Source organism: Pseudonocardia sp. OZ21 (assembly GCF_059359135.1).
In genome coordinates this window covers 33317-56780 of sequence record NZ_JCADBN010000007.1, presented here as the reverse complement: position 1 = coordinate 56780, position 23464 = coordinate 33317, and the positions used below count along the sequence as shown (strand labels likewise).

General features: G+C 68.7%; 16 protein-coding genes and 1 pseudogene. 8 read left to right on the top strand and 9 right to left on the bottom strand.

Going from position 1 to position 23464, the window contains the following annotated elements; translation table 11 throughout:
- Positions 1 to 653: 653 nt before the first annotated feature.
- The 7 genes from AC5L35_RS17900 (at position 654) to AC5L35_RS17870 (ending at position 10577) form a co-directional block, all read left to right on the top strand.
- Positions 654 to 2132, top strand: a complete 1479-nt coding sequence (locus tag AC5L35_RS17900; protein WP_495060778.1) for an aspartate kinase — start codon at positions 654 to 656, stop codon at positions 2130 to 2132.
- Between the two features lie 65 nt (positions 2133 to 2197).
- The gene (gene dapA / locus AC5L35_RS17895) at positions 2198 to 3148 is read left to right on the top strand and encodes a 4-hydroxy-tetrahydrodipicolinate synthase (RefSeq protein ID WP_495060777.1); all 951 of its coding nucleotides are present in this window, start codon (positions 2198 to 2200) and stop codon (positions 3146 to 3148) included.
- A gap of 71 nt (positions 3149 to 3219) precedes the next feature.
- Positions 3220 to 4668 (top strand): KamA family radical SAM protein, encoded by a 1449-nt coding sequence (locus tag AC5L35_RS17890; RefSeq protein ID WP_495060776.1) that lies wholly within the window; start codon positions 3220 to 3222, stop codon positions 4666 to 4668.
- A complete protein-coding gene (locus AC5L35_RS17885) occupies positions 4656 to 8717 on the top strand; it encodes a Pls/PosA family non-ribosomal peptide synthetase (RefSeq protein WP_495060775.1) in 4062 nt (1353 codons plus the stop codon). Before AC5L35_RS17890 ends, AC5L35_RS17885 begins: the two co-directional genes overlap by 13 nt.
- 8 nt (positions 8718 to 8725) lie before the next feature.
- Positions 8726 to 8944 carry a type 1 glutamine amidotransferase family protein gene (locus AC5L35_RS17880; protein WP_495060774.1) on the top strand — a complete coding sequence of 73 codons (219 nt, stop codon included), beginning with the start codon at positions 8726 to 8728 and terminating at the stop codon, positions 8942 to 8944.
- A 60-nt stretch (positions 8945 to 9004) separates the two neighbouring features.
- A complete protein-coding gene (locus tag AC5L35_RS17875) occupies positions 9005 to 9394 on the top strand; it encodes a BPL-N domain-containing protein (RefSeq protein WP_495060773.1) in 390 nt (129 codons plus the stop codon).
- A 67-nt stretch (positions 9395 to 9461) separates the two neighbouring features.
- Complete coding sequence (locus AC5L35_RS17870) at positions 9462 to 10577, top strand: serine hydrolase domain-containing protein (RefSeq protein WP_495060772.1); 1116 nt, start codon at positions 9462 to 9464, stop codon at positions 10575 to 10577.
- Here AC5L35_RS17870 and AC5L35_RS17865 read toward each other — a convergent pair.
- The 9 genes and pseudogenes from AC5L35_RS17865 to AC5L35_RS17825 all read right to left on the bottom strand — a co-directional run.
- Positions 10495 to 11026: pseudogene (locus AC5L35_RS17865) on the bottom strand (glycosyltransferase); the annotation flags it as partial. The gene AC5L35_RS17870 and the pseudogene AC5L35_RS17865 overlap by 83 nt on opposite strands.
- A gap of 210 nt (positions 11027 to 11236) precedes the next feature.
- A complete protein-coding gene (locus tag AC5L35_RS17860; protein ID WP_495060771.1) occupies positions 11237 to 12655 on the bottom strand; it encodes an MFS transporter in 1419 nt (472 codons plus the stop codon).
- A gap of 186 nt (positions 12656 to 12841) precedes the next feature.
- Positions 12842 to 15313: a Pls/PosA family non-ribosomal peptide synthetase gene (locus AC5L35_RS17855; protein WP_495060770.1), complete on the bottom strand. Its 2472-nt coding sequence runs from the start codon at positions 15311 to 15313 to the stop codon at positions 12842 to 12844.
- A gap of 1068 nt (positions 15314 to 16381) precedes the next feature.
- Positions 16382 to 16774 (bottom strand): hypothetical protein, encoded by a 393-nt coding sequence (locus AC5L35_RS17850; protein WP_495060769.1) that lies wholly within the window; start codon positions 16772 to 16774, stop codon positions 16382 to 16384.
- 267 nt (positions 16775 to 17041) lie between these two features.
- Entirely contained in the window at positions 17042 to 17920 is an 879-nt protein-coding gene (locus AC5L35_RS17845) for a class I SAM-dependent DNA methyltransferase (RefSeq protein ID WP_495060768.1), read from the bottom strand.
- Positions 17921 to 18106: 186 nt separating this feature from the next.
- Positions 18107 to 18391, bottom strand: coding sequence for a hypothetical protein (locus AC5L35_RS17840; protein WP_495060767.1), 285 nt, complete (start codon positions 18389 to 18391; stop codon positions 18107 to 18109).
- The gene (locus AC5L35_RS17835; protein ID WP_495060766.1) at positions 18388 to 18747 is read right to left on the bottom strand and encodes a helix-turn-helix domain-containing protein; all 360 of its coding nucleotides are present in this window, start codon (positions 18745 to 18747) and stop codon (positions 18388 to 18390) included. The genes AC5L35_RS17840 and AC5L35_RS17835 overlap by 4 nt, the downstream gene beginning before the upstream one ends.
- Positions 18748 to 18821: 74 nt before the next feature.
- Positions 18822 to 19937: an NAD(P)-dependent alcohol dehydrogenase gene (locus AC5L35_RS17830; RefSeq protein ID WP_495060765.1), complete on the bottom strand. Its 1116-nt coding sequence runs from the start codon at positions 19935 to 19937 to the stop codon at positions 18822 to 18824.
- Positions 19938 to 20104: 167 nt separating this feature from the next.
- The gene (locus tag AC5L35_RS17825) at positions 20105 to 22456 is read right to left on the bottom strand and encodes an ATP-binding protein (protein ID WP_495060764.1); all 2352 of its coding nucleotides are present in this window, start codon (positions 22454 to 22456) and stop codon (positions 20105 to 20107) included.
- 327 nt (positions 22457 to 22783) lie between these two features.
- On the opposite strand from AC5L35_RS17825, the gene AC5L35_RS17820 reads away from it, so the two are divergent.
- Positions 22784 to 23452: a response regulator gene (locus AC5L35_RS17820; RefSeq protein ID WP_495060763.1), complete on the top strand. Its 669-nt coding sequence runs from the start codon at positions 22784 to 22786 to the stop codon at positions 23450 to 23452.
- Positions 23453 to 23464 lie beyond the last annotated feature (12 nt).

Sequence of the window (23464 nt, the reverse complement as noted above, 5' to 3'; positions counted from 1 at the left end):
GTCGGGCGTGCAGTCCACCCAATAAGAGTAGCGATGCGGCCGTGATCGTCATTATCAGTAGAACTTTCTCGCGTTCGGGTTGATCGCGCCTCCTCGGACGGCCGAGCGGGTGAACGCTCCGTAATCGCGAAACGCTCGCAGTCGGCCCCGCGACTCCCTTCGGCGTCTCCATTACGGACGACGGATCCACGAGTTCCTACGACTGGCGGCGAGCCACACCCCGCAGCCCGGGCAACAACGAGTTCGCGCTACGGGCTCGAAGGGGCTGAAGAGATCGGCTCGCCAGGAGGAAACCATGACCTTGCTCGTCGAACATGGCGGGCTTACACGGCCGCATAGGGAGATCTGCTGGGCCCATGGACGGTGGCTTCTTGATCGCCAGACTTGTCGGGAGCACAGGCCAATCTCCCTGAGGGCTTGCACAATCGGACGATTTACCCGATGCTCCTCACCTCCAATCCATCAGCTTACGAGTCATCCATCGGCAACTGCTGGCCAATAGGGCCGCGGCCGCTGGGTTCGGATCCCCCGCGCCCAGCTGGGCTTCCTGCTCGAATTGACATCGAGTATCGACTCCATCACAAGAAGTTACGTCGCCGCGACGATCTCGTGGCGCCCGGATGCACCGTCTATCAAGCAGGCCAGGGGTCTCCATGGATACAGTTGATCGAGGGGCGACAAGAAAATCGGCCGCGAATTCGAGCGCGACTACAGAACGCGACGATGCCCTATCAGCCGGTATCGGAGCGCGTTACCAACCCAGCACAGTGGGTGAGCCCGGCCGGAGTTCGACCGGCGTGATTCAGGAGGAATACCCACGCTTCGCGAATGACCGGCTAGCCGTGGGTCCGCAGAGTTCGATCGTCGTGTGGAAATTCGGCGGAACGTCGGTGGCCGATCCGGCTCGACTCCGCGCTGCCGCCGAACGCATCGTGGTCGCCCAACGGGACGGACTGAAGGTGGTGGCCGTGCTGTCCGCAATGGGTAGCTCGACCAACGACCTGGTCGCCATGGCCTACACGATGTCGGAGCGGCCGTTACTGCGCGAACTGGACGTCCTGCTCTCCGTCGGCGAGTGCATCTCGTGCGCGCTGGCGTCGATGGCGGTGAGCGAACTGGGGTCACACGCCGTCTCGCTCACGGGACCTCAGGCGGGTATCCACACCGATGGTCAGCACGGTAACGCGCAACTGGCCGATCTCTATCCCCGGCGCATCCTCGACGCGCTCGACACCGGGGCTGCGGTACTGGTGACGGGATATCAGGGCATCTCGCCGGCAGGCGACGTGACCACGCTGGGCCGCGGCGGCTCCGACACCTCGGCAGTGGCGGTCGCGGCCGCCCTCGGACTGAGCGAGTGCGACATCTTCACCGACGTCCCTGGCGTCTTCACCGCTGATCCCCGGCTCGTGCCGGACGCACGGAAGCTCACGGCGGTCAGCCGAGAAACGATGTTGCAGTTCGCAGCGGCGGGTGCCGCGGTGCTGCAACCGCGTGCCGTCGAACTTGCCGCTGCTCATGACGTCGACATCCACGTTCGATCAAGCTTCACGACCGACGTGGGCACCTGGATCCTCGAGGAGGAACCCGTGTTCGAAACCGCGGTCGTCACGGGAGTGGCCCACCGGGAACGGGAGACGTTGTACGCCGTACGGGATGTCTCCCCCGCCGCGATCACCGCGGCTCTGGCACATCGCAGCGTGGCGGTCGGCACGATCGGCCGCGACGGTCAGTCCCTCCGGTTCACCGCTCCGGATTCCGAGGACGCCGCGGTCGTGGCAGCGCTGTCGCTCGCCGGTGTCGGCGTCGACGTCGACGTCCACAACGAGTTCGGCTCCGTCAGCCTGGTCAGTGCCGGAATCGCGCGACGACCGGATGTCACGGCTCAAGCGATGCTGGCGCTGGAGTGCCACGGCATCGAGCCGCAGATGGTCACCAGTGCGCCATCCCGCGTCTGCTTCCTCATTCGCACCGACGCGGTCCATCACGCAGTCCGGCTGCTCCATGACCTCTTCGGGCTGCAGAACGGGCAGTACGCCACCCCGGCCGGGGACCGCGACACATACGCGAGTCGGACCGGCGCTGAGGCACGAAGGGAGTTCGAGTCATGCGCACCGCAGCGTCTTCAGTGATCCCTGGCTTCAGCGGCGGACCGACGATGGGGCGCGGCAGGCCCGCGAATCCGTTCGGTCACGTGATGACGGCAATGGTCACACCGTTCACCCCGGACGGCCGCGCCCTCGACCTCGAGTGCGCCGCCGGCCTGGCCACCTCCCTCGTCGACATGGGGAACGACGGGCTGGTCGTCAACGGAACCACCGGCGAGGCGCCGACGACATCCGACGCGGAGAAGGCGGCTCTCATCCGAACCGTCGTCGCCGCAGTCGGACACCGGGCGACGGTGATTGCGGGAGTCGGAACCTACGACACCGAGCACAGCAAGCGGTTGGCGCGGCAGGCCGCGGCGGCCGGCGCCCACGGGCTGCTCGTCGTCACGCCGTACTACTCGCGGCCACCACAGTGTGGACTGATCGCGCATTTCACCGCCGTCGCCGACGCGACCGATCTACCCGTGATGCTGTACGACATCCCGCCACGCACCGCCGTTGCGTTCGAGGCGGATACGTTGTGCACTCTGGCGGCGCATCCGCGGATCGTCGCGATCAAGGACGCCCGAAACGATCTGCACTTCTGCGCCGAGATGATCTCCAGGACCGGGTTGCACTACTACTCCGGCGACGATCCGTTGAACCTCCCGTTCCTCGCACTCGGCGCAGCAGGTTTCGTCAGCGTGGTCGGGCACGTCGCGGCCGACCGGTTGCGGATGATGCACGACGCGTTCACGGACGGCGACGTCGAGGCCGCCCGCGCCCTGCACGTCGCGCTGTTCCCGTTGCACCGGGCGATGCGCCGGGTCGGTGGCGCCGTCTTCGGGAAACTGGCCGTCGGCCTCAGTTGGCGCGACGTGGGCACCACGCGGCTGCCGCTCCCGCCACCGACCGGGGACCAGGTCGCCGCGGTCGCCGCCGACCTCGCCGAAGCCGGCGTGCCGTTCAGCACGGCCCAGTTCCCCCGCCGGCCTCTGGCCGAGCGCCACCTGCCGAAGGAGAAGGTCAGGCACGCGAAGCGGCCTGTCCCGATCCCGTAACCGGCACCGACATCTCCGACACCGCTCATGCGGGGTCCGGCCACCGCACGAACTGCTGCGACGGAGTATTGATGACGATCGAAAAGAACTTCCTTCCGACCGGGCTCGCCGGGCCTGAGATCGGCAACCGCCTCGCCGCCCAGCCGTACCAGTATCTTCGCCGCGAACTGGTCGAGCCGGACTGGACGCGCCTTCCCGGCTGGCGCGACGTGACCCGCAGCGAGTGGGAGTCCGCCCAGTGGCAACGGGCGCACTGCGTCAAGAACCTCCGGCAGTTGCACGACGTGTACGGCGACCTCCTACCCGAGACGTTCTACCGGGACCTGGAGCAGGACCAGGCCGAGTCGGCCACCATGTCGCTGCTCATCCCACCCCAGATGGTCAACACGATCGTGCCCGGCCGCGTCCCGGATCTCGACGGCGTCTACGCCGACCCGGTGCGCCGCTACATGTTGCCGGTGGCCTCCGACCGGGATCGTGAGTGGCCGAGCCACCCGCATGCGACCCGGGACTCGCTGCACGAGAAGGAGATGTGGCTCGTCGAGGGCCTCACCCAGCGCTATCCCACCAAGGTGCTGGCCGAACTGCTCGCGACCTGCCCGCAGTACTGCGGGCACTGCACGCGGATGGACCTGGTCGGCACCTCGACGATCCAGTTCAGCAAGCTGAAACTGGAGGCGAAGCAACCGGCCCGCCTGGACGGGATCATCGACCACCTGCAGCGGTCGCCGCAGATCCGCGACGTCGTCGTGTCGGGTGGCGACGTGGCGAACGTGCCGTGGCGGCTGTTGGAGGACTTCCTGACCCGTCTGCTCGCCATCGACTCCATCCGGGACATCCGGCTCGCCACCAAGGCGCTCATGGGCCTCCCCCAGCACTGGCTGCAGGACGACATCGTCCGCGGGATGGAACGGGTGGCAACCCTCGCCCGCGGGCGTGGCGTCAACATCGCGATCCACACCCACGTCAACACCGCACAGTCGGTCACCCCCCTGTTCGCCAAGGCCGCGAAGACGATGCTCGAGACCGGGATCCGCGATGTCCGCAACCAGGGGGTGCTGATGCGGAACGTCAACGACTCGCCCGACCAGCTCCTCGATCTGTGCTTCGCCCTGCTCGATGAAGCGGGAGTCATTCCGTACTACTTCTACATGTGCGACATGATCCCGAACTCGGAGCACTGGCGCCTGGCCGTGTGGGAGGCCCAGGACATCCAGGACCAGATCATGGGCTACCTGCCGGGCTTCGCGACGCCGCGGATCGTCTGCGACGTTCCGTACCTCGGTAAACGCTGGGTGCACCAGCTGACGGGCTATGACCGCACCCGCGGCGTGTCCCACTGGACGAAGAACTACCTGACCAGCATCGAGGCCGACGATCCGGCTGCGGCGTACCGGCTCTACGAGTACTTCGACCCGATCAGGTCCCTCCCCGGGTCGGGGCAGATGTGGTGGCGTCGGGAGTTCCCGGCCACCGACCGGAGCCCGGCGATGGCGGGTGCCCCGGCATGCACGAGCTGACGGCGCCGACCAGGGGATCCGGTACGCACGACACCCTCGCAGTGGAGCCGGCGATCCGAGCGGTGCTCGGGGAGGCGGTGTGCCTGCACGAGCTCTTCGAGGCACAGGCGGACGCGACTCCCGACCTGACGGCGCTCGTGTGCGGAGGCCGGAGCCTGAGCTACGCGCAGCTCGACGCCGAGGCGAACCGCCTCGCGCGCGTGCTCCGGCAGCGCGGCGCGGGGCCCGGCGCGTTCGTCGGGATCTACTCCCACCGCTCCGAGCTTCCGATCGTCGCCGTTCTCGGTTGCCTGAAAGCCGGCGCCGCGTACATCCCGATCGATCCGACCTACCCGCCGGAGCGCGTGCGGTACATCGACGGAGAGGCCCGCCTGCTGCTCTGCCTGACCGACCGTGCGTTGTCCGCGCGCGGCGCGGAGCTCCTGGGCCCCGAGCGGCTGATCGAGATCGAGGACTGTCTCGGCCGCGACGACCTGCCGGCGTCGCGACCGACGCGCGAGGAGACCGGCGTGTCACCGCGGGACCTCGCCTACGTCATCTACACCTCCGGTTCCACCGGACGTCCCAAGGGCGTGATGACCGAGCACCAGCACGCCACCCGCTTCGTCTCGGCCTTCAACGAGGTCTGCGGTACAACCACCGCGGACCGCGTCTACCAGGGCTTCTCGCTGAGCTTCGACGGGTCGGTCGAGGAGATGTGGATGGCCTTCTCGAACGGGTCGACGCTGGTCGTACCCACCGCGGACGCACCGCGCTTCGGGGACGAGCTCGGCGAGTACCTGCGCGCCCTCGACGTCACCTACTTCTCGACCGTCCCGACCCTGTTGTCGACGATCGCGGCTCCGGTCCCGAACCTCAGAACCGTCGTGTTGAGTGGGGAGGTCTGTCCCCCACGGCTCGTGGACACCTGGGCAGGCGACGACACGCAGGTCCTCAACGTGTACGGGCCCACCGAGGCGACGGTGAACACCACGGCGTTCGAGTGCGTGCGCGGCCGGCCCGTGACCATCGGCCGGCCCCTCGACGGTTACGAGGTGCGCATCGTCGACGAGAACCTCGATCCCGTCCCGGCAGGCGTCGCAGGCGAGCTGCTCATCTCCGGCGCCACGCTGGCCCGCGGGTATCTCAACGAGCCGGCGATGACCGAGGAGAAGTTCCTCACCCTCATCGACGACAACCCGGGTCTGAGCCCGGTGCAGCGCTGCTACCGCACCGGTGACCTGGCCCGCTGGACCGACCACGGCGACCTCGAGTTCCTGGGCCGTCTCGACGGGCAGGTCAAGATCCGCGGCTACCGGGTGGAGCTGTCCGAGATCGAGAACGTCCTGACCGAACTCGACGACGTCCGCTCGGCAGGCGTACGCGTGGTCTCCCACGCCGGGTTGGACGAGCTCGCGGCGTACGTCGTACTGAACAGTCCCACCGCCCCGCTGGAGCCCGGCGCGGTGCTCTCACTGCTCGAGTCGAAGCTGCCGGCGTACATGATCCCCGGCTATCTCGACGTCCTTCCCCAACTCCCCCGGACGACCAGCGGGAAGGTGGACCGGAAGAGCCTGCCGGACCCCGTCACCCCCCTCGTCCGGGTCTCCGACACCGTCGTCGCGCCGCAGAACGAGCGGGAGTCCCTCGTCGCCGGGGTCTGGAGCGGCGTCCTCGGTATCGACGTGACGTCCGTGGCCGACGACTTCTTCCTGGATCTCGGCGGTCACTCGCTCGTCGCCGCTCAGATGATCACCACGCTGCGCGAACGGACCGGGCTGCCGGTCGCCGTCCGGGACGCCTACGCACATCCGACGGTGCAACTGCTTGCCGCTCGGCTGGACGAACTGGCCAGGGTGGCGGTGAGCCCGGCGGGAGCGGCACCGGCGACGACCTCGAGCCGGGAGGTCTTCGAGTCGACGCCTCGTCGGCACCGGTGGACCACCGTCGGTGCGCAGGCGATGTCGATGTACGTGCTGTCGGCACCGGTGATGATCCCGACCACCGTGGTCTTCCTGCTGGCCCTGGGCTGGATCCAGGGAACGGTGACGACGGTCCGGCTCCTCGTGATGGCGTTCGTCGTCGTCCCGATCATCACCTGGCCGATCCTGCTCCTGCTCTCGATAGCGGCGAAGTGGGTGCTGATCGGCCGCTACCGGCCGGGAGAACACAAGCTGTGGGGCTTCTACTACCTGCGCTGGTGGCTCGCGGCCAGGCTGACGGCGCTCAGCGGTGCCGGGGCATTGGTGGGCACCCCGCTGCTGCCCGTCTACTTCCGGCTGATGGGCGCCCGCGTCGGGCCGCGGTGCACGCTCAACACGGGGCAGTGCTTCGCCTGGGACCTCGTCTCCATCGGAGCGGACACCAGCATCGGCGCCGACACCCAGATGCTCGGTTACCGGGTCGAGGGTGGGATGTTGCGGCTGGGCCGGGTCCAAATCGGGAGCCGCTGTTTCGTCGGCATCCACTCCGTGCTGGGCCTCGACGTCCGGATGGGCGACGGGAGCAGCCTCGACGACCAGTCGCTGCTGGGCGACGGCGAGGAGATCCCTGCCGGTGAGGGGCGCCAGGGATCGCCGGCACGGAAGGCGGAGGTGAGCCTGCCCGCCGAGAGTCCCGATCCGCGTCAGTCGACGGGCCGGCGGGCGCTCTTCGCGCTCGCACACGTGGTGCTGGTGGACGCGCTGGCGCTCGTGAGCATTCCCCCGGCCGTCGGGTTCCTGCTCGCCTACTGGTTCGCGTTCAGCCGCGGCGGTGTGGTCGTCGGAGCCTTGACGCTGGTGGTCTCGGTGCCGGTCGGGATCGTCTTCTCCTGCTTCTACATCGCCGCCGTGAAGCGGGTGCTCCTGCGCGGGATCCGGCCAGGGACGTACTCGGTCCTGAGCGGGGCCTACCTGCGGAAGTGGGCGTCCGACGGCCTCATGGGGGTGACGAGGGGCCTCATGCTGCCGGTGTACACGACCCTCTACCTGCCGCCGTTCCTGCGGTTGCTCGGCGCCAGGATCGGACGTCGTGCGGAGATCTCGACGGTCTGGTCGGTCGCGCCCGAACTGGTCGACATCGGCCCGGAGAGCTTCTTCGCGGACGGCGCGATCATCGGGGGGCGCCGGACGCACCTGGGTGTCTTCCAGATCGACGTCAACCGCATCGGACGGCGCAGCTTCATCGGCAACGGCGCTGTCGTGCCGGTGGGCAACAGCGTGGGAGACGGCTGCCTGCTGGGCGTCCAGTCGATTCCGCCCGCCGGTCCGCGCACCCCCGACGGCAGCGAGTGGCTGGGCTCGCCGTCATTCCCCTTGACCCACCGGATCAAGGTGGGCAACTTCGACGAGACGACCATATTCCGTCCCACTGCCAGGCTCTACGCGGAGCGCGCCGTCATCGACGGGCTCCGGATCCTGATCCCCGCCTACCTCGGGCTGCTCACGCTCACGGCATCGGTACTGGCCCTGTTCCTGGTGTACCGAGCGGCCGGGGTGGCGGTGATGGTCGCGGTGGCGCCGCTGATCGGGTTCGCTCTGGGAATCGCGGCGGCGGCGATCGTCGCGTTGGTCAAGAAATGCGTCATGGGAACGTACCGTCCGGAGATCAGGCCGCTCTGGTGCCGGTACGTGTGGCTGAACGAGATGGTGAACGGGGCGTTCGAGTCGGTGTTCGCACCCGTGGCGTCGACGATGCTGGGAACCCCGTTCATCGCGATGTTCCTTCGCATGATGGGGTGCCGGATCGGACGTCACACGTTCATCGCGACCACGCTGTTCTCGGAGTTCGACCTCGTCAACATCGGCAACCACGTCGCGCTGAACCACGGGGCCGTGATGCAGAACCATCTCTTCGAGGACCGCGTCTTCAAGTCGTCGGCGCTCACGATCGCGGACGAGGCGTCGATCGGCAACATGAGTGTGGTGCTCTACGACTCGGAGGTCCGCCGGGGCGCTGTCATCGGGCCGCTCTCGCTCGTGATGAAGGGGGAGGCGATCGAGGAACGCACCTGGTGGCAGGGCATCCCCACGTCGCGGGTCGACAGCCTGGCCGTGCCGACCTCCCCGGCGCCGTCGCAGGTGGGATGAGGTGTGGGATGAGCGCTCTGGCTCTGGTGTATCGCGGTCCCGCGGCGTGCGAGGGGTGCGCGGAGGAGGTCGCCGCCCTGCTCCGCGCATCCCGATGGGACTTCGACATCGCCTACGTCGGCCCGCGCGAGGCACTTCCGCTCACCAGGGAGGTGCTGGACTCCGCGGTGCTCTATGCGCAACCAGGAGGCGGCAACAGCGTCAAACGAGCATTTCGCCAGATGTAGTGGTTCGCTCCGATCATCATCGACTACACGCAGTCGGGCGGCCGTTACCTCGGTATCTGTATGGGCGCCTACCTGGCCGGGACGTGGGCGGGCTTCGGATTCCTCCCGGACACCGACCAGTTCATCACCTCAGCCGGAGCCGACATCCGGACGAGCCGCGACACCGTTGTCACGGTCGACTGGCGCGGAGCGCGGCGGCACATGTTCTTCCAGGACGGCACGGTTCTGACGCCACCGGCATCGACCTCCGGAGTCACCGTCCTCGCCAGGTACGCGAGCAACGGCGAGATCGCCGCTCTCGTGGCGCCGTTCGGGCGCGGGAAGGTCGGCCTGTCCGGGCCGCACCCCGAAGCACCGGAGGACTGGTACCGGAGCAACGGCCTGACCAACCCCGACGGCGTCCGCTACGACCTGGGCTGCGACCTGGTCGACGCACTGATGGGACCGTGACGATCCACGCCCCGCTGATGCACGACAACGATCTCGGTCGGCCCGGGCCGCCACGGGGTGTCGTCCGATGAGCGGCGACCGCAAGCCCGCGGTGCGGCTCGTCGCCACGGCGTCGATCGTGCTTCTCGCGGTGGCGGCGTGCACGTCGAGCGCGTCCGAGGAGGACGGCTGCAACAGCACCCGGCAGCGCACCGGCAGCAGCTTCTACGAGAACAACCCGACCTACGTCGACCGCGGCGACGTTGCATCCGGCTGGACGGTGTCGACCCCGGAAGCCGAAGGCGTCGACGGGGCGCGGCTCGATGCGGGGGTGAGCGCCCTGGCCGGGAACAACTCCGTGCAGAGCGTGGCGGTCGTGCGCCACGGACGTCTCGCCTACGAGCGGTACGTCAACGGTGGGGGCATGGACCAGAGCAACAACGTCCACTCCGTGTCGAAGAGCATCCTTCAGGCAGTCCTCGCGGTCGCCATCGAGAAAGGGTTCATCAACAGCCTCGACGACCCGGTGTCCCGGTACCTGCCCGGCTACCCGAACGCGGACAGGATCACCCTCCGGAACCTCATCGAGATGAAGTCCGGGCTGCGATGGAAAGAGGATCGGACGGAGTACCGGATCGAGAAGGAGAGCGACTGGGTCTGGGCGATACTCGACCAAGGTCTCGTCGCGACGCCGGGGACCGTGTTCACCTACAGCAGCGGCAACACACACGTCCTTTCGGCGGTCATCCAGGCGGCCACCAAGATGGGTACCTGCCAGTTCGCGGAGAATAATCTCCTCACACCGCTCGGCATCACCGTCGAGCACTGGGGACGAGACCCGCAAGGCATCTACTCGGGCGGGTACAACGTCTACCTGAACACCCGGGAGATGGCCACGTTCGGGCTGCTCTACCTCAACGGCGGCATCCACAACGGCGCGCGCGTGGTCCCCGAGTGGGCCGTGACGGCCGCTGCCACCACCACCACGGACAACGGCTCGGAGCCCGGCTACTCCCAAGGATGGTGGACCCGCACCATCGCCGGCCACGACATGTACTTCGCCTGGGGATACGGCGGCCAGTTCATCTACGTGATGCCGGACCTCGACACGGTGCTCGTGATCACCCAGAACACGCTCCGCCGGGACCGGGAGACCGACTCCGCCACATTCGTCGAGCAGTACCTGATCCCCGCCGTGCACTAGCGCCGTGCCGGGAGACGACGCTCCGCCTCCACCGCGCCGACGTCTCCGCGGCCCGCGCACCGGTGTCGTCGCGGAGAGCGAGTTCCAGCGCGGCAGACAGGGATTCGACCGTCGGCGTCGGGCCGTCGTGACCCGCGCCGAAACCCAGGTCGGCGACGCGCTGCGCCCAGTACGGCTGATCCGCGATCTGCGGCACGATCACCTGCGGTGCGCCCGCCGGCGCAGCCGTCGTCGTCGTGCCGGCGCCGCCGTGGTGCACGACCGCTGCCACGCGCCGGAACAGCTCACGGTGGTTCGCCTCGCCGCCGGCGAAGCAGTCGTCCTTGTCGTCGATCAACGCCAGGTCCGCCCAGCCCCGGGCAACCAGCGCGCGGCGCCCCTTGCGCCCAGATCGCCTCGACGGCCACCGCGGCGGCGGCGGGCGCGCCGGCCATCTGCATGCTGCCGAAACTTCGCCTGCACCGAGGAACTCTCGCCTCTCGTGGCGCCCTCGCAGAACGCCGGCGAGCGACTCGCACGCGCAAACCGGGCGACTCGCGGGGCGGGGCACGTCTTCGCAGAACGAGCATGCTCCTCGCAGAGCCCCCAGCATCTGCGAGGAACCCACACCCTCTGCGAGGAGCGTCGCCGGTGACCGGGGGACCGGCCCCTGGCTCGGTTCAGTCCCCGCTCGGGGCCGGGCGCAGTCGGTGCAGCCGGGCCACCACCGGGGCGCACAGCACCACGACAGCCATCGCGACGAAGGCCGTGGCGATCTGCCCCGTGGCCTGGTAGATCGTGCCGAAAACCGCCACTCCGGTCACGAAGCTGAACTGGATCACCGTCGTTGCCATGCCGCTCGCATCCGGGATGTGTTCGGGCCGGACGTGGGCGACGGTGAGCGACACCAGCGGACTGAACGACACCCCGAACCCCACACCTCCCACCCCGAGCACGGCCAGCGCGGCCGCGGCGGGCCAACTCTCCCCCGCGGTGAGCCGGGCGAGGAGCAGGAGCGCCACTCCGGCACCGACCACGCCGCAGATGAGGAGCGGGCGGTGCTGCCGGTCCGGGACGAGCGACGGCACCACGCCCCCGATACCGAAGCCGACGGCCAGGGGCAGGAGCGCGAACCCGGCGACCGCGGCGGTGGTTCCGTGGTGGGCCTGGAGATCGACCGCCACGCAGAACAGGATGCCGGTGTAGGGAGTGCCGATGAGCAGCAGTCCCAGCAGCCCGGAACGGACACCGAGAGTGGTGAACAGCGCCGGCTCCACCAGCACCGGCTGACCGCGGCGACTCGTGCGCCGCTGGTGAGCGACGAACGCGGCGAGCACCGCGACGCCCGCGACAGCAGCACCGATGCTCCACGGCGGCCAACCGGCCTGCGTGCCGAGCGTCAGCGCCGAGATCACGAGAACGCCGCCACAGGTCAGCAGCACCACACCGGGAACGTCGAGGCGCCGGTCGACGACCGGAACCCCGGGTAGCACGAGTGCGGCGACCACGAACAACGCAATGCCGATCGGGACATTCACCAGGAATACCGAGCGCCAGCCGAGGCCGGCGATGTTCAGGTCGATCAGAACACCGCCGGCTACCAGTCCGACGGCTCCTCCGATGGCGATCATGGAGCTGAACGCCGAGAGCGCCCTGGCCCGGGCCGGACCGGTGAAACTGATCTGGATGACCGAGACGATCTGCGGGATCATCAGCGCGGCGCCGATCCCCTGCACCGCGCGCGCCGCCACCAGCACCGCCGCGGAGGGGGCGGCGCCCGCCCCGGCGGAGGCGACGGTGAACACCACGACTCCCGCGAGGAACACCCGGCGGCGACCCCGATCCGCACCGATCCTGGCCCCGGTGATCAACAGGCTGGCATACAGCAGCGTGTAGGCCACGATCGCGAGTTGGACCGTGCCCGCCCCGACGTGCAGTTGGGTGCCGATGTCCCGAGCAGCGACGTTGCCCACCGTGGTGTCGAGCGACGCCATGAACTGGCCCGCGAGCACGACGCCGAGAGTGACCCACCGGCGGCCGGCGCGACTGTCCAGCGACCCGGCGACGGCTCCCCCTGAGGCTCCGGCTGGAATGGTCAACCCCTTTCCTTTCGGGGTCGCCCAGAGCGCTTCTCCGCCAATTCGCAGCACTCGATCGACATCCCGGGAGAACCCGACTCTACGGAGACAACCGGAATCGGCTTCGAGTTGCGAGGCAGAGCACAGTCGACACCGTACTTCCGGACGTCAAATCCGCATATGCACTGAACTCGGCCGATGGGACCGTCATGCGGCAGCCCGCTCGGTGTCGGCCCGGAAGTCCGTTGCCGGGTTTCCGCCCCACCGTGCGTGCGGCGGAACGTCCTCGCCCTTCATGAGGTACGAGTCGGGCTCGAGCTGCGCACCGTCACCCATCGTCGCGCCGTACATGACGAACGCGCCGACGCCGAGGGTGCACCCGGATCCGATCACGATGCGGTCGGACTTGAACGCGCCGTCCTCCTGCGAGTGGCACTGGATCTTCGAATGCACGTTGAGAGTGACGTCGTCGCCGATCGTCACGAGCGACCTCTCCGGCAGGGCACAGCCGTCGTCGAACAGCCGCTTCCCGACCCGCACGCCCAGCAGCCGCCAGATCATGCTCTTGAACGGGGTGCCGTCGAAGATCCGGAGGAAGTAGCCCATCGCCGGCACCTTCCAGAAACGCTCGTGCCACCAGAAGTACGGGTCGTAGATCGAGCAGTACCGGGGCTGCAGTGCGCGGAACCCGGCGATCGCACGTTCGATCAGTACGAAGTACAGAACGCTCGACAGGAGAAGGACGTCGGCCGGCACGTTCACCCAGGCGCCCCACCGGCCGTAGAGCTCATCGGCGGCGAGGAACAGCACGACGGCACCGAAGAAGTAGCCCCACCGCACGAGCAGGTACATCGCCATGCTCCGGAGGTTGTGCCTGTTCTTGGCGGGGAGGCGGCGACGCAGCTCGTCGACGCTGCGCAGGTGGTCGAACTTGCTGTCGCGCTGGACCGTCCGCGGGATCTCGAAGCTGGGCGATCCCAGCAGCCCGACGTTCTCCCGGATGGGTCCGTCGATGGGCACCATGGCCTTCGATGCCACCAGGCAGTTGTCGCCCAGGCGGCTCCGGGCGGGAAAGGCGACGTTGTTGCCGAGGAAGGTGTGCGCACCGATCCTCGCCCGGGAGACCCGGAAGGACGTGCTCGAGTAGTCGGCGTTGATGATCGACAGTCCGTCGGCCACCATCGTGCCGGCGCCGACCGTGACCATGAACGGGGTCTCGTGCTTCACCTCCAGACCGAAGTTGGACCCGGTCTGCTCGGCACGGGACACCTTTCCCCCGAGGCGGTTCAGGTAGTTGACGATGTAGGAGCTGTCGCCGAACAGATACGTGAAGAAGCGCAGGTTGGTCATCAGCGTGATCGTCCGGTGCAGCGCGGCGTGGACGCCGTACAGCGAGTAGACCTTGTCCGGCTTGATGGCGAGGCCGAGCAGGCGCGGGACCGTGGTCACGACGAGGAAGCCCGCGAGAACCAGGCCGAAGAAGATGACGAAGGACGCGGCCACGGCGTCGACGTAGAACTTCCAGTCCACGAGGTCCAGTGCGCCTGCGCCGAGCAGTGTGGCCACCCGCGGGATGGCGAGGAGCAGGAGCGAGACACCGCCGATCGTCACCGGCAGCACCACGAGCAGCAGGCCCAGCAGTTGCAGGACGGTGGAGACGGTCTTCCGCAGCGCGCCGGCGCCGGCCCGCTGATCGATCGTCTGGTAGTTCACCCCGGTGCGCCGCGCGGGAGACCCGTGCCAGCGTTCGCCGTCCGGTACGGACTGCCCGCTGTGCAGGGAGGAGGCATGGCCGAGTTGCGTCCCGTCGCCCATCGCCGCCCCGATGTCGATCACCGTGGCCTCACCGACGTACACGTTCTTGCCGAGGGTGACCGGACCGGTCTCGATGAGGCCGGCGTGGGCGCGGTAGCACGTGAAGTACGCGTCCTTGCGGATCAGGGTGCCGTCGCCGACGGTGAGCAGGTCGGTGCATACGGGCACGTCCCGAGAGAGGATCGCGACCCCTCGTCCTATGCGCGCGCCCAGCGCTCTCAGGTAGAGCACGTAGAGCGGCGAGCCGACGAAGAGGATCATCGGGCTCGCGCGTACGAGCATCCTCACGGTCCAGAAGCGGACGTAGGTCAGGCTCCAGATGCGGATCTGCCGGGGCTTCCACCTCCCGACGAGCACCCATTTCGCCACGATCGGAAGGATGCACAGGCCGAGGAAGGTCGGCGCGACGAACAGGACCGACCGCAGGTAGATGTCGGCCACGCCGGGGGCGGCGGATACCCAGTCGTAGCCCTGCTCGAGAACGATCGCGACGAGGAACGAGTATCCGAGGTAGATCAGGAACTGCAGCGTTCCGCAGAAGATGTACTCCATCCTGCTCGCCGGCGCTGTCACCTCAGGTGACTCTGCAACCGGCGACTCGGCGGGAGCCGCCGCGGGTACCGCGAGTGCGGTTGCGAGGCTCCTGATGGTCGGGTGCCGGTAGACGTCCTTCATCGACACCGCCGGCAGGTCGGGCCGCTTTCTGATCCGTGCGCAGAACTGGGCCATCAGCAGAGAGTCGGCGCCCAGGTCGTCGAAGAAGTTGCTGTCCACGGACACTCGATCGGTGTGCATGATCTCCGCCAGCACATCGCCGAGCATCTGCTTGGTGCCTGCTGTCGAGCCGATGTTCCCGGCTGGCATAGTTGAGGCTTCATCTACATGGGGAGTGAAGGCCTCGGCAAATTCCCCCACGAAAGCTGACTCCTTCATTCAGGTTGGTCATGCCTGGGCGCTTCGGCGGCGCCTGCCGGCAGCGTGCGGCGAATCCCTGAGGAGGATCCGCAGCGCTGTCCGCGGCTACGTGACCTGGGACTGTGGCCGACCTGAATCGAGGTTCGGTCAATCCCTGGACAGGCTCAGTGGCGACGCCGGGAAACCGACCCGGGTGGGTCGCCGAACGAAGGCATGACTGTCTTGTTCATCGCGTCGGGCTGCGCTGCGGGACGCCCGGAGACCCGATCACGTGCACAAGGCGCCGCTGGCGCCGCACGGGGTGCAACCGGTGAGGACTCCAGAGTAGCCACGCGCATCGCGACGCTGTCAAGCGAACTCCGATGCTTTCAGATCACAAGTACCGGGGCGCTGGAATCTGAACCATGTCGCATCGGTTTACGTCAGGATGTGGCCCGGCGAGCAATCGCTCAGCGCCGGCGGTCACGAGGGGCGCAGCGACTTGCCACCTTCGCTGAAATGTGCGGTCCGGCCATGGTCATTAGCCACCACGAGGCAGCTTTCGCAAATGAAAACCCTTGTCCTCGCACGGGAACGTTGTGCCGAGGTAATGTCGGCGACCCGCGTTTTACTCGGCCTTGGGAAACGGCGCAGGCGCGCGCGACATGCTTGTCGCCGCCGGACGCCGGTGATGCTGCGAAAAGTCGGCGAACTATACCGAAGAACGGCGGCGCCCGCCTCACTTCGCCGCCGACGTCACCGTCGCTCTCGCAACATGAGACGTACGCAGCACATGTGACTTCCACTTCTCCTGCCGGTCTCGCGGTTACCGCGAGGAGAGCGGGCCACTGCCCGGTGCTCGTCGGCGTCGCCCCGTGTGACCGTGCGGCGGTCCGCGGTGCATACACACGAGCCGGCCACCGTGCACACGTCCTGACGTGTGCACGGTGGCCAGCAGATGTGTGCGCTGTGGTTCTGTGGGTCACCGTCCCGCGGGCGCGCCCGCGGACGGCGCTGCAGCCCATGTGGACTCCGCGCTCACGCGGACTCCCCTTCGGCCGGCCGGAGCGATCCCGCCTCGGTGCCGGCATCAGCCGGCCTCGCCGCGGCTGATGCCGGCGCGGTGGCGTGGTCGGCGCCGGCTGGGCCCGCCGCCTTCGCCGGGTCCACGGACGGGCGCGCACCGCCGATGTGGTCGACGGGCCGGCGACTCCATGCGGCCTGGCGCCGCCGGCTCCCGCGGGTGGTCGCATACACGCCGGCGGTGATGAGCAGGACCAGCAGCGCCGGAATCCCGACGAAGATGCCGATGGCCTGCGTCACGGTGATCCCGGACGTCACTGGCGCTGCGGTCGTGGCGACCTGTTCCGCGGCCGCAGCGAAATCGGGAGTGAGCACTGTCATGGCCCCCAGAAATTCGAGCGACGGCACGACGAACCGCCGCCGGCCTCTTGCGTGCGAATGACCACTTCGTCTCCGAGATTCGATCTGTCCGATCAAGCGGCCAGACGCGCAGACCGCACACAGACCTTTCTACGCCGCGTAGACGACCGCGGCGTAATCGATCTTGCAAAGACGAGCGGTTCTGGGGGTGTCCTCGCAGAGCGAGTGGGTTCGTCGCAGACGCTGAGGGCCCCGCGAGGAGCGCGGCGGCTCTGCGAGGACGGGGTGGGGCGGCTTGCGCGCGCCAGAAACCCCTCAGTGGATCCAGGCCGTTGGCACATCACCGGTTTTGCGCGCGACGAACGCGATGTACTGCAGCGGCCTGCCGTGCACCGACAGCCGGTGCCGGTAGTGCTTCTCCGCCTGCGGCACGATCGTCTTCTCGGCGAGCATGCGCCGGATCAGCAGGCTGAACCCGCTCGGGTCGTCATCGCGGAGGAAGTCGTCCTTGATGGTGAACGCCAGCAGGCCCGGCGTCTCGATGAGGTTGAACGCACCCACGAAGGCCTCGGGCGGGATGTCGCCGAACCCGAGTGCAGCCACCGTGGTCATCGTGTTCAGCTTGGCGCTGACGAGGACGTCGCGCTGCTCGAGCGTGAGGTCGGTGAGATCGGCGACGAGGTAGTCGTCGTAGACGTCCGGACGATCGCGACGGGTGGCGGCAGCCGCCTCCTCCAGGATGTCGACGCCGTGCACCGTGTCGACGCCCAGCGTCCGGATCTCCTCGCCGACCATGCCGTTGCCGGCGCCGACGTCCAGCACTCGCAGGTCCTCGGCCTTCGTCGCGTGCTCGGCCAGCACCGTGGCCAGCAGGTCGCAGACCGTACGCGGAGAGACACACTCGAGCATCTCGTAGAAGAGACGTTCGTACATGCCCGGAATATCGTAGATCCGGTGGTAGTCGTGGAATCGAATCCTGGTCCGCTGCCCGTCGACCAGGACCTCGCACCACTCCTCGTCCTGATCGAGGATCTGGCCACCGTCGAGCTCGGGAAGAAATACTTCGAAATCCATCGCCGATGGTGCGATGTTCGATAGGCCGAACCGGTTCGATCTGATGATGGTCATGACGCCTCCCGATGACTTCGTCGAGAAATTATGGAAGCGCGACCCAGGCGCCGTCCGGGGCACCACAGTGGCCGTTCACGCGGCCACTCGCCACACATCCGCCTACCACTCGGACCGACCATACAACAAGGCACCATTGACACTGCGGCGCTGTAGACCACAAAGAAAATGTGGACAATGGGTCAACCCCAGGAAGATCATGATGATTCTATGGAAATCACCAAAGACGGCCGCCGAAAGGAGTGATGCAGCTCACATTACAGGCTCGGCCGGTCGTGCTTCGAAGATGCGGGCCAGGGTCGTCGCAGTCGGCGAGAGCGCGGTGGCGTCGACGCCGGAGCGGATCACAGTGGGGGCAGCGAGAGGGAGCAGCCCCCGCAGCGCGACGAACCAGCCGAACAGCGACACCGTCATCGCGAGGGGGCCGCGCCGGCTGCGGTGGCCGCCGATGATGACCAGTCCTCCGCCCAGCATCAAGGCCCCGGGCATCCAGGCCAGGACGGGGTCTGCGAACAAGCCGGCGGCCAGCCCCGTCATCTCGGGCAGGCGGATCGCGAGAACACCGGTGATGGTGCGATGTAGGGCCCGAGGACGCGGGCGAACTCCCGGGTGCGCATCTGCGCCTCGAAGCCGGCCGGCCTCATGGTCGGTTCCCGTGTCGTGTGTCCACGTCGGCCCGGTAACCGGCCAGGTGCAGTACGGCGCGGAGGAAGTGTCTTGTCCGGGAAGCGCCGGTACACGGTGGCCCGGGTGACTCCCGCACGCCGGGCGACCTGCCCGATGCTGGTCGCCTCCACGCCGCGCTCGATCAGCAACTCCAGGGCGGCGGCCAGGATGGCAGCGTCGGCTTCCCTGCTCCGCCGGCGGCCAGGGGCCGGCTCAGGACTGCTCACACGACATACAACACGGATCTGCTCTGTATCTGATCAAGCCGCGGCGGCCCCTGCCCGTGACCTGCGGGCCGGGATCACTGCGACCCCCGAGGGAAGACCAGCACGGGCTTGATCGTCTTCCCGGCCTCGGAATCGGCGAACGCCTCGTTGATCTGCTCGAACGGATAGGACTTGATCAGCTTCTCGAACGGGAAGCGGCCCTGGCGCCACAGCTGCACCAGACGCGGGATGAAATCCTGCGGCACCGAGTCGCCTTCGATGATCATCTTGAGCGACCACCCGCGTGAGATGGACAGGCCGGTCTCGAAGCTCACCTCGGTGCCGGGAGTGGCCGCACCGACGAGACCGACCGTGCCCCGGATCGCCAGTGAGTCCGACGCCTGACGCAGCACGGACGGCACGCCCGTCGCGTCCAGGGCGACGTCGACCCCACGCCCGTCGGTGATCTCCATGATGGCGTCCACCGGCGAGCCCTTGCTGCTGTCGACGACGTGCGTCGCGCCGAGCTCCCCGGCCATCTCCAGCCGGGACCCGTGGATGTCCACCGCGACGACGGTGGTGCAGCCGGCGACGAGGGCGGCCAGGATCGCGGCGGATCCGACCGCCCCGGCGCCGAAGATCGCGATCGACGAGCCGGCGCGGGGACGCAACGAGTTCAGCACGGCTCCCGCGCCCGTCATGAGCCCGCAGCCGAGAGGCCCGACGAGCTCGAGCGGGACGTCGTCGTCGACCTTGACCACGGCGCGCTCGGCGACGTTGGCGTGGGTCGCGAACGACGACTGCCCGAAGAACGACGAGGAGATCTCCTGCCCGCCGTCCGTCAGCGCGGTGCTGCCGTCCGGCCTCCGGCCGCCGAAGTTCAGGACGTAGCAGTCGTCGCAGTACGTGGGGAAACCCGTGATGCACTGCCTGCACCGGCCGCAGCTGTTGACGGTCAGGATCACGTGGTCGCCGGGCCGGACCGACGTCACCGCCGAGCCCACCGCCTCGACGACACCGGCACCTTCGTGGCCCAGCACGGCGGGCAGCGGCGTGGGATAGACCTGGTCCCGGACGACGGCGTCGGTGTGGCACACGCCGGTGGCGACCAGCGCCACCCTGACCTCGGTGGGCGCGAGGTCGTCGAGCTCGAGGTGCCGCAGTTCGAACAGCTGGTTCGGCCCGACCGCGACGGCAGCGGTTGTCTTCATCGGCACGTGCTCCCCTTGGTGCTCGTCAGCGAGGTGTCGTAGGAACGCGATGCAGGGAGTCTGCGGGCCCAAGGCGGCCGACGGATAGGGAAAGAACACGTCACCACTACCCGATTTCACCCGCACCATGGAGCCGTAGTGCTGCTGAGAGGGGGCCGCACGCAGCACTAGGGCTCCGTAACGCGCCGGCGCCCCTGGCTGACCCAGGTCGCCACCTGCGCCCGGTTGGAGACGTCGATCTTGGCGAAGAGTCTCGCGACGTGTCCCTCCACCGTGCGGCGGGACAGCAGCAGCGTCGCGGCGATCGCCTTGTTCGTCAGGCCCTTCGCGATCAGTTCCGCGACCTCGCCCTCCCGTCGGGTCAGGACCGGTCCGTCCGGCTGGGCGGGCTTCCCTGCTCCGGCGGGGCCGGTCCCCCCGTTCCGGAGGAGGTCCTGCCAGCGCACCCGGCCGTCGACGAACATCGTGTCGAACAGCGGGTTGCCGAGATGCTCGAGCACTGCCTCCCGGCAGGCGACGGAGTGCTCGGCGAAGTCCGGCCCGAAGGTGGCGATGTCGGCGCCGAAGGACTCCCACATCGCCGCACTCGCGCCCAGCAGGCGGGCAGCCTCCTCGTGACGCTGCCGGGACGCGGCGATCCAGGCGAGCAGTTCCACGGTCAGCACGGTGCTGACGAGGTTGGCGTCGGGCGTCATCGCGAGTGCCCGGCGCGCCTGGACCTCCGCACCCCCGCCGAGGTCGCCGCCGGCGTCACCGCTTCGCCAGCGGTCGAACGCCTGCGCCCACATCGCCTCTCCTTGCGCCCACTCCTCGCCGTGGCGCCGGGCGATCCGGATGGACTCCTCGCATCGCTCCTGCGCGGCGGCGTGGTCTCCGGTGTGGGAGAGGACCAGGCTGTGCTGGAACGATCCCCACAGCAGGGCCGCCGTGTCCCCACACCGGCGCATGAGCGAGATGCCCCTGTCGAAGCACTCGCCCGCCGAGACGAGGTCGCCGCTGAACAGGCCGATGCTCCCGCGCAGGAGAAGGCCGTACGCCTGCAGGTGCTCGTCGTCGAGGTCCCGCGCGAGCTGTTCACACTCCTCGACCCGGGCCGCTGCGGTGTCGCGCTGCCCGACCAGGAGCGCGACCCAGGCCGCGACCCAGAGCGCGTTCCCCCGCGCCCGCGTCGGCTGACGCGCGGCACGCAGGACCTGCTCGAGGCGCCTGCGGCCGGTGGCCAGGTAGCCGCCGAGTGTCCAGTGGTAGCGCAGCGCGGACACCAGCTCCAGCGCCGCGTCGTCCTCGTCCGGCTCGGCGAGCGACCAGTCCAGCGCGGCCTCGAAGTTGATGTTCTCCAACCGCAGTCTCGTCAGGATCTCGGACTGGTTCGGACCGCACCAGCGCTCGCACAGCTCGGTGGCGGTGCGAACGTAGTGGTCGCGGTGCAGGCGACGCAGCTCGCGCTCCTGCCCGGAGGCCGCCAGGATGTCGCGGCCGTACTGGCGGATGGTCTCGAGCATCCGGTACCGGACGCCCCGCGACGTGAGGGCGGCGACGACGACGGAGCGCGCGACGAGGTCGTCGACCAGGTCGACCACGGTGGCCGGGACGACGCCGGGGCCGCCGCAGACGTTCTCCACGGCCTCGAGGTCGAACTCACCCGGGAACACGGACAGGCGTGCCCACAACAGCCGCTGCTCGTCGGTGCACAGGGCGTAGCTCCAGTCCACGAGCGCGCGCAGGGTCTGCTGCCTGGACAACGCGAGCGGGTTGCCTCTCGTGAGGAGCCCGAAGCGATCGTCCAACCTCGCGACCACCTGCTCGACCGACAACGACCTCAACCTGCTGGCGGCCAGCTCGATCGCGAGCGGCAGCCCGTCCAGCCGAGCGCACAGCGACGCCACCGCGTCACGGTTGCCGGAGTGCAGGGCGAACGACGGCTGGACCGCCGTCGCCCGGTCGATCAGCAGGGCGACCGCGTCGCATCTGGACATGTCCTCCAACGCCTCGGTGCCGCTCACATCGGGGAACGCCAGCGGCTCGACCGTCAGTACGTGCTCGCCCGGGATCTCGAGCGGCTGCCGGCTGGTGGCCAGCACCCGCAGGCGCGGCGCGCTGCGCAGCATGTGGTCGACGAGCTCGGCGCAGCCGTCGCGCAGGTGCTCGCAGTTGTCGAGGATCACCAGCGCCAGCCGGTTGACGAGGAAGTCGCCCACCTGCTCCTTCGCCCGCCGCGCCGAGCGCTCCTCGACACCGAGCACCGCCGCGACCGCGTCGGCGAGGCGGGTCGGGTCGTCGACCGCCGCGAGGTCGACCAGCCACGTCCCGCCCGGGAACGCGCGCCGCATCCGGAGCCCGGCCTCCACGGCCAGCCGGGTCTTCCCCACGCCGCCGGGGCCGGTCAGGGTGAGCAACCGTGACGAGCCCAGCAGCCGGCGGACCTCGACCAGCTCCGGCTTCCTCCCGACGAACGTGCTGTTCAGGGCCGGCAGGTTGCCCGTGAGCCGCGAGGCTCTGTCCTCCACCATGACCTCCATCGACGTGGCATCCTTCGGCCCGGTTTCGAGGGGCCGGCCGCGAAGCCGGGACGAATGACGTACGCGCGCCGGGACATGTCTCCGGACAGGCCCGGTCATTCGCGAGTTACCCCGCACCCCCCGTGTCCTTAGCGTCGTTGTCGTCGCCATCGCGGAGTCGCGGTGGCACTGGCCGATGGCGGGCCCCAGTTCGAACCGCACCAGCCCGAGCAGTGCGGGTTCGGCAGAGCCCGCTGCATGACCCGCTCCCCCGACCGGGGCCGGAGGGACGGTCGCCGCCGCCCCTCCGGCCCTCCCCGTCCGACGTCCGGAAGAAGGGACCCGACGATGACCGCACCGCTGCGAGCGACGATCGGGGTGCTCATCGTCGACGACCACGCCGTGGTCCGGCGTGGCGTCGCCGCCTACCTGGAGGTGCTCGACGGCGTCAGCGTCGTCGGTGAGGCCGTGGACGGCGAGGACGCGCTGTCGGTGCTCTCCGACCTCTCGGCCCACGGGCGGCTGCCCGACGTGGTGCTGACGGACCTGCAGATGCCGCGGCTCGACGGGGTGGCGGCCACCAAGGAGATCGGGGTGCGCTTCCCGGGGGTCCGGGTGGTCATCCTGACCAGCTTCGGGGAGAGCGAACGCGTCCACGCGGCGCTGAAGCAGGGCGCCGCGGGCTACCTGCTCAAGGACGCCGGTCCGGACGAGGTCGCCGCCGCCCTGCACGCCGCCGCCCGAGGCGAGGTCTTCCTGGACGTCACGGTGGCCCGCCGGTTGACCGACGAGATCCGGACGCCCCGCATCGGGCTGGGGTCGTTGACGTCGCGGGAGCGGGAGATCCTGGTGCTCGTGGCGGACGGGCTGTCGAACAAGGAGATCGCGAACCGGCTGGTGATCAGGGAGCGCACTGCCCGCACCCACGTCAGCAACATGCTGGGCAAGCTCGGCCTCAGCTCGCGGACCCAGGCAGCGCTCGTCGCGGTGCGGGAGGGCCTGGTCGAAGCGCGCTGACGGGGCGGTCGC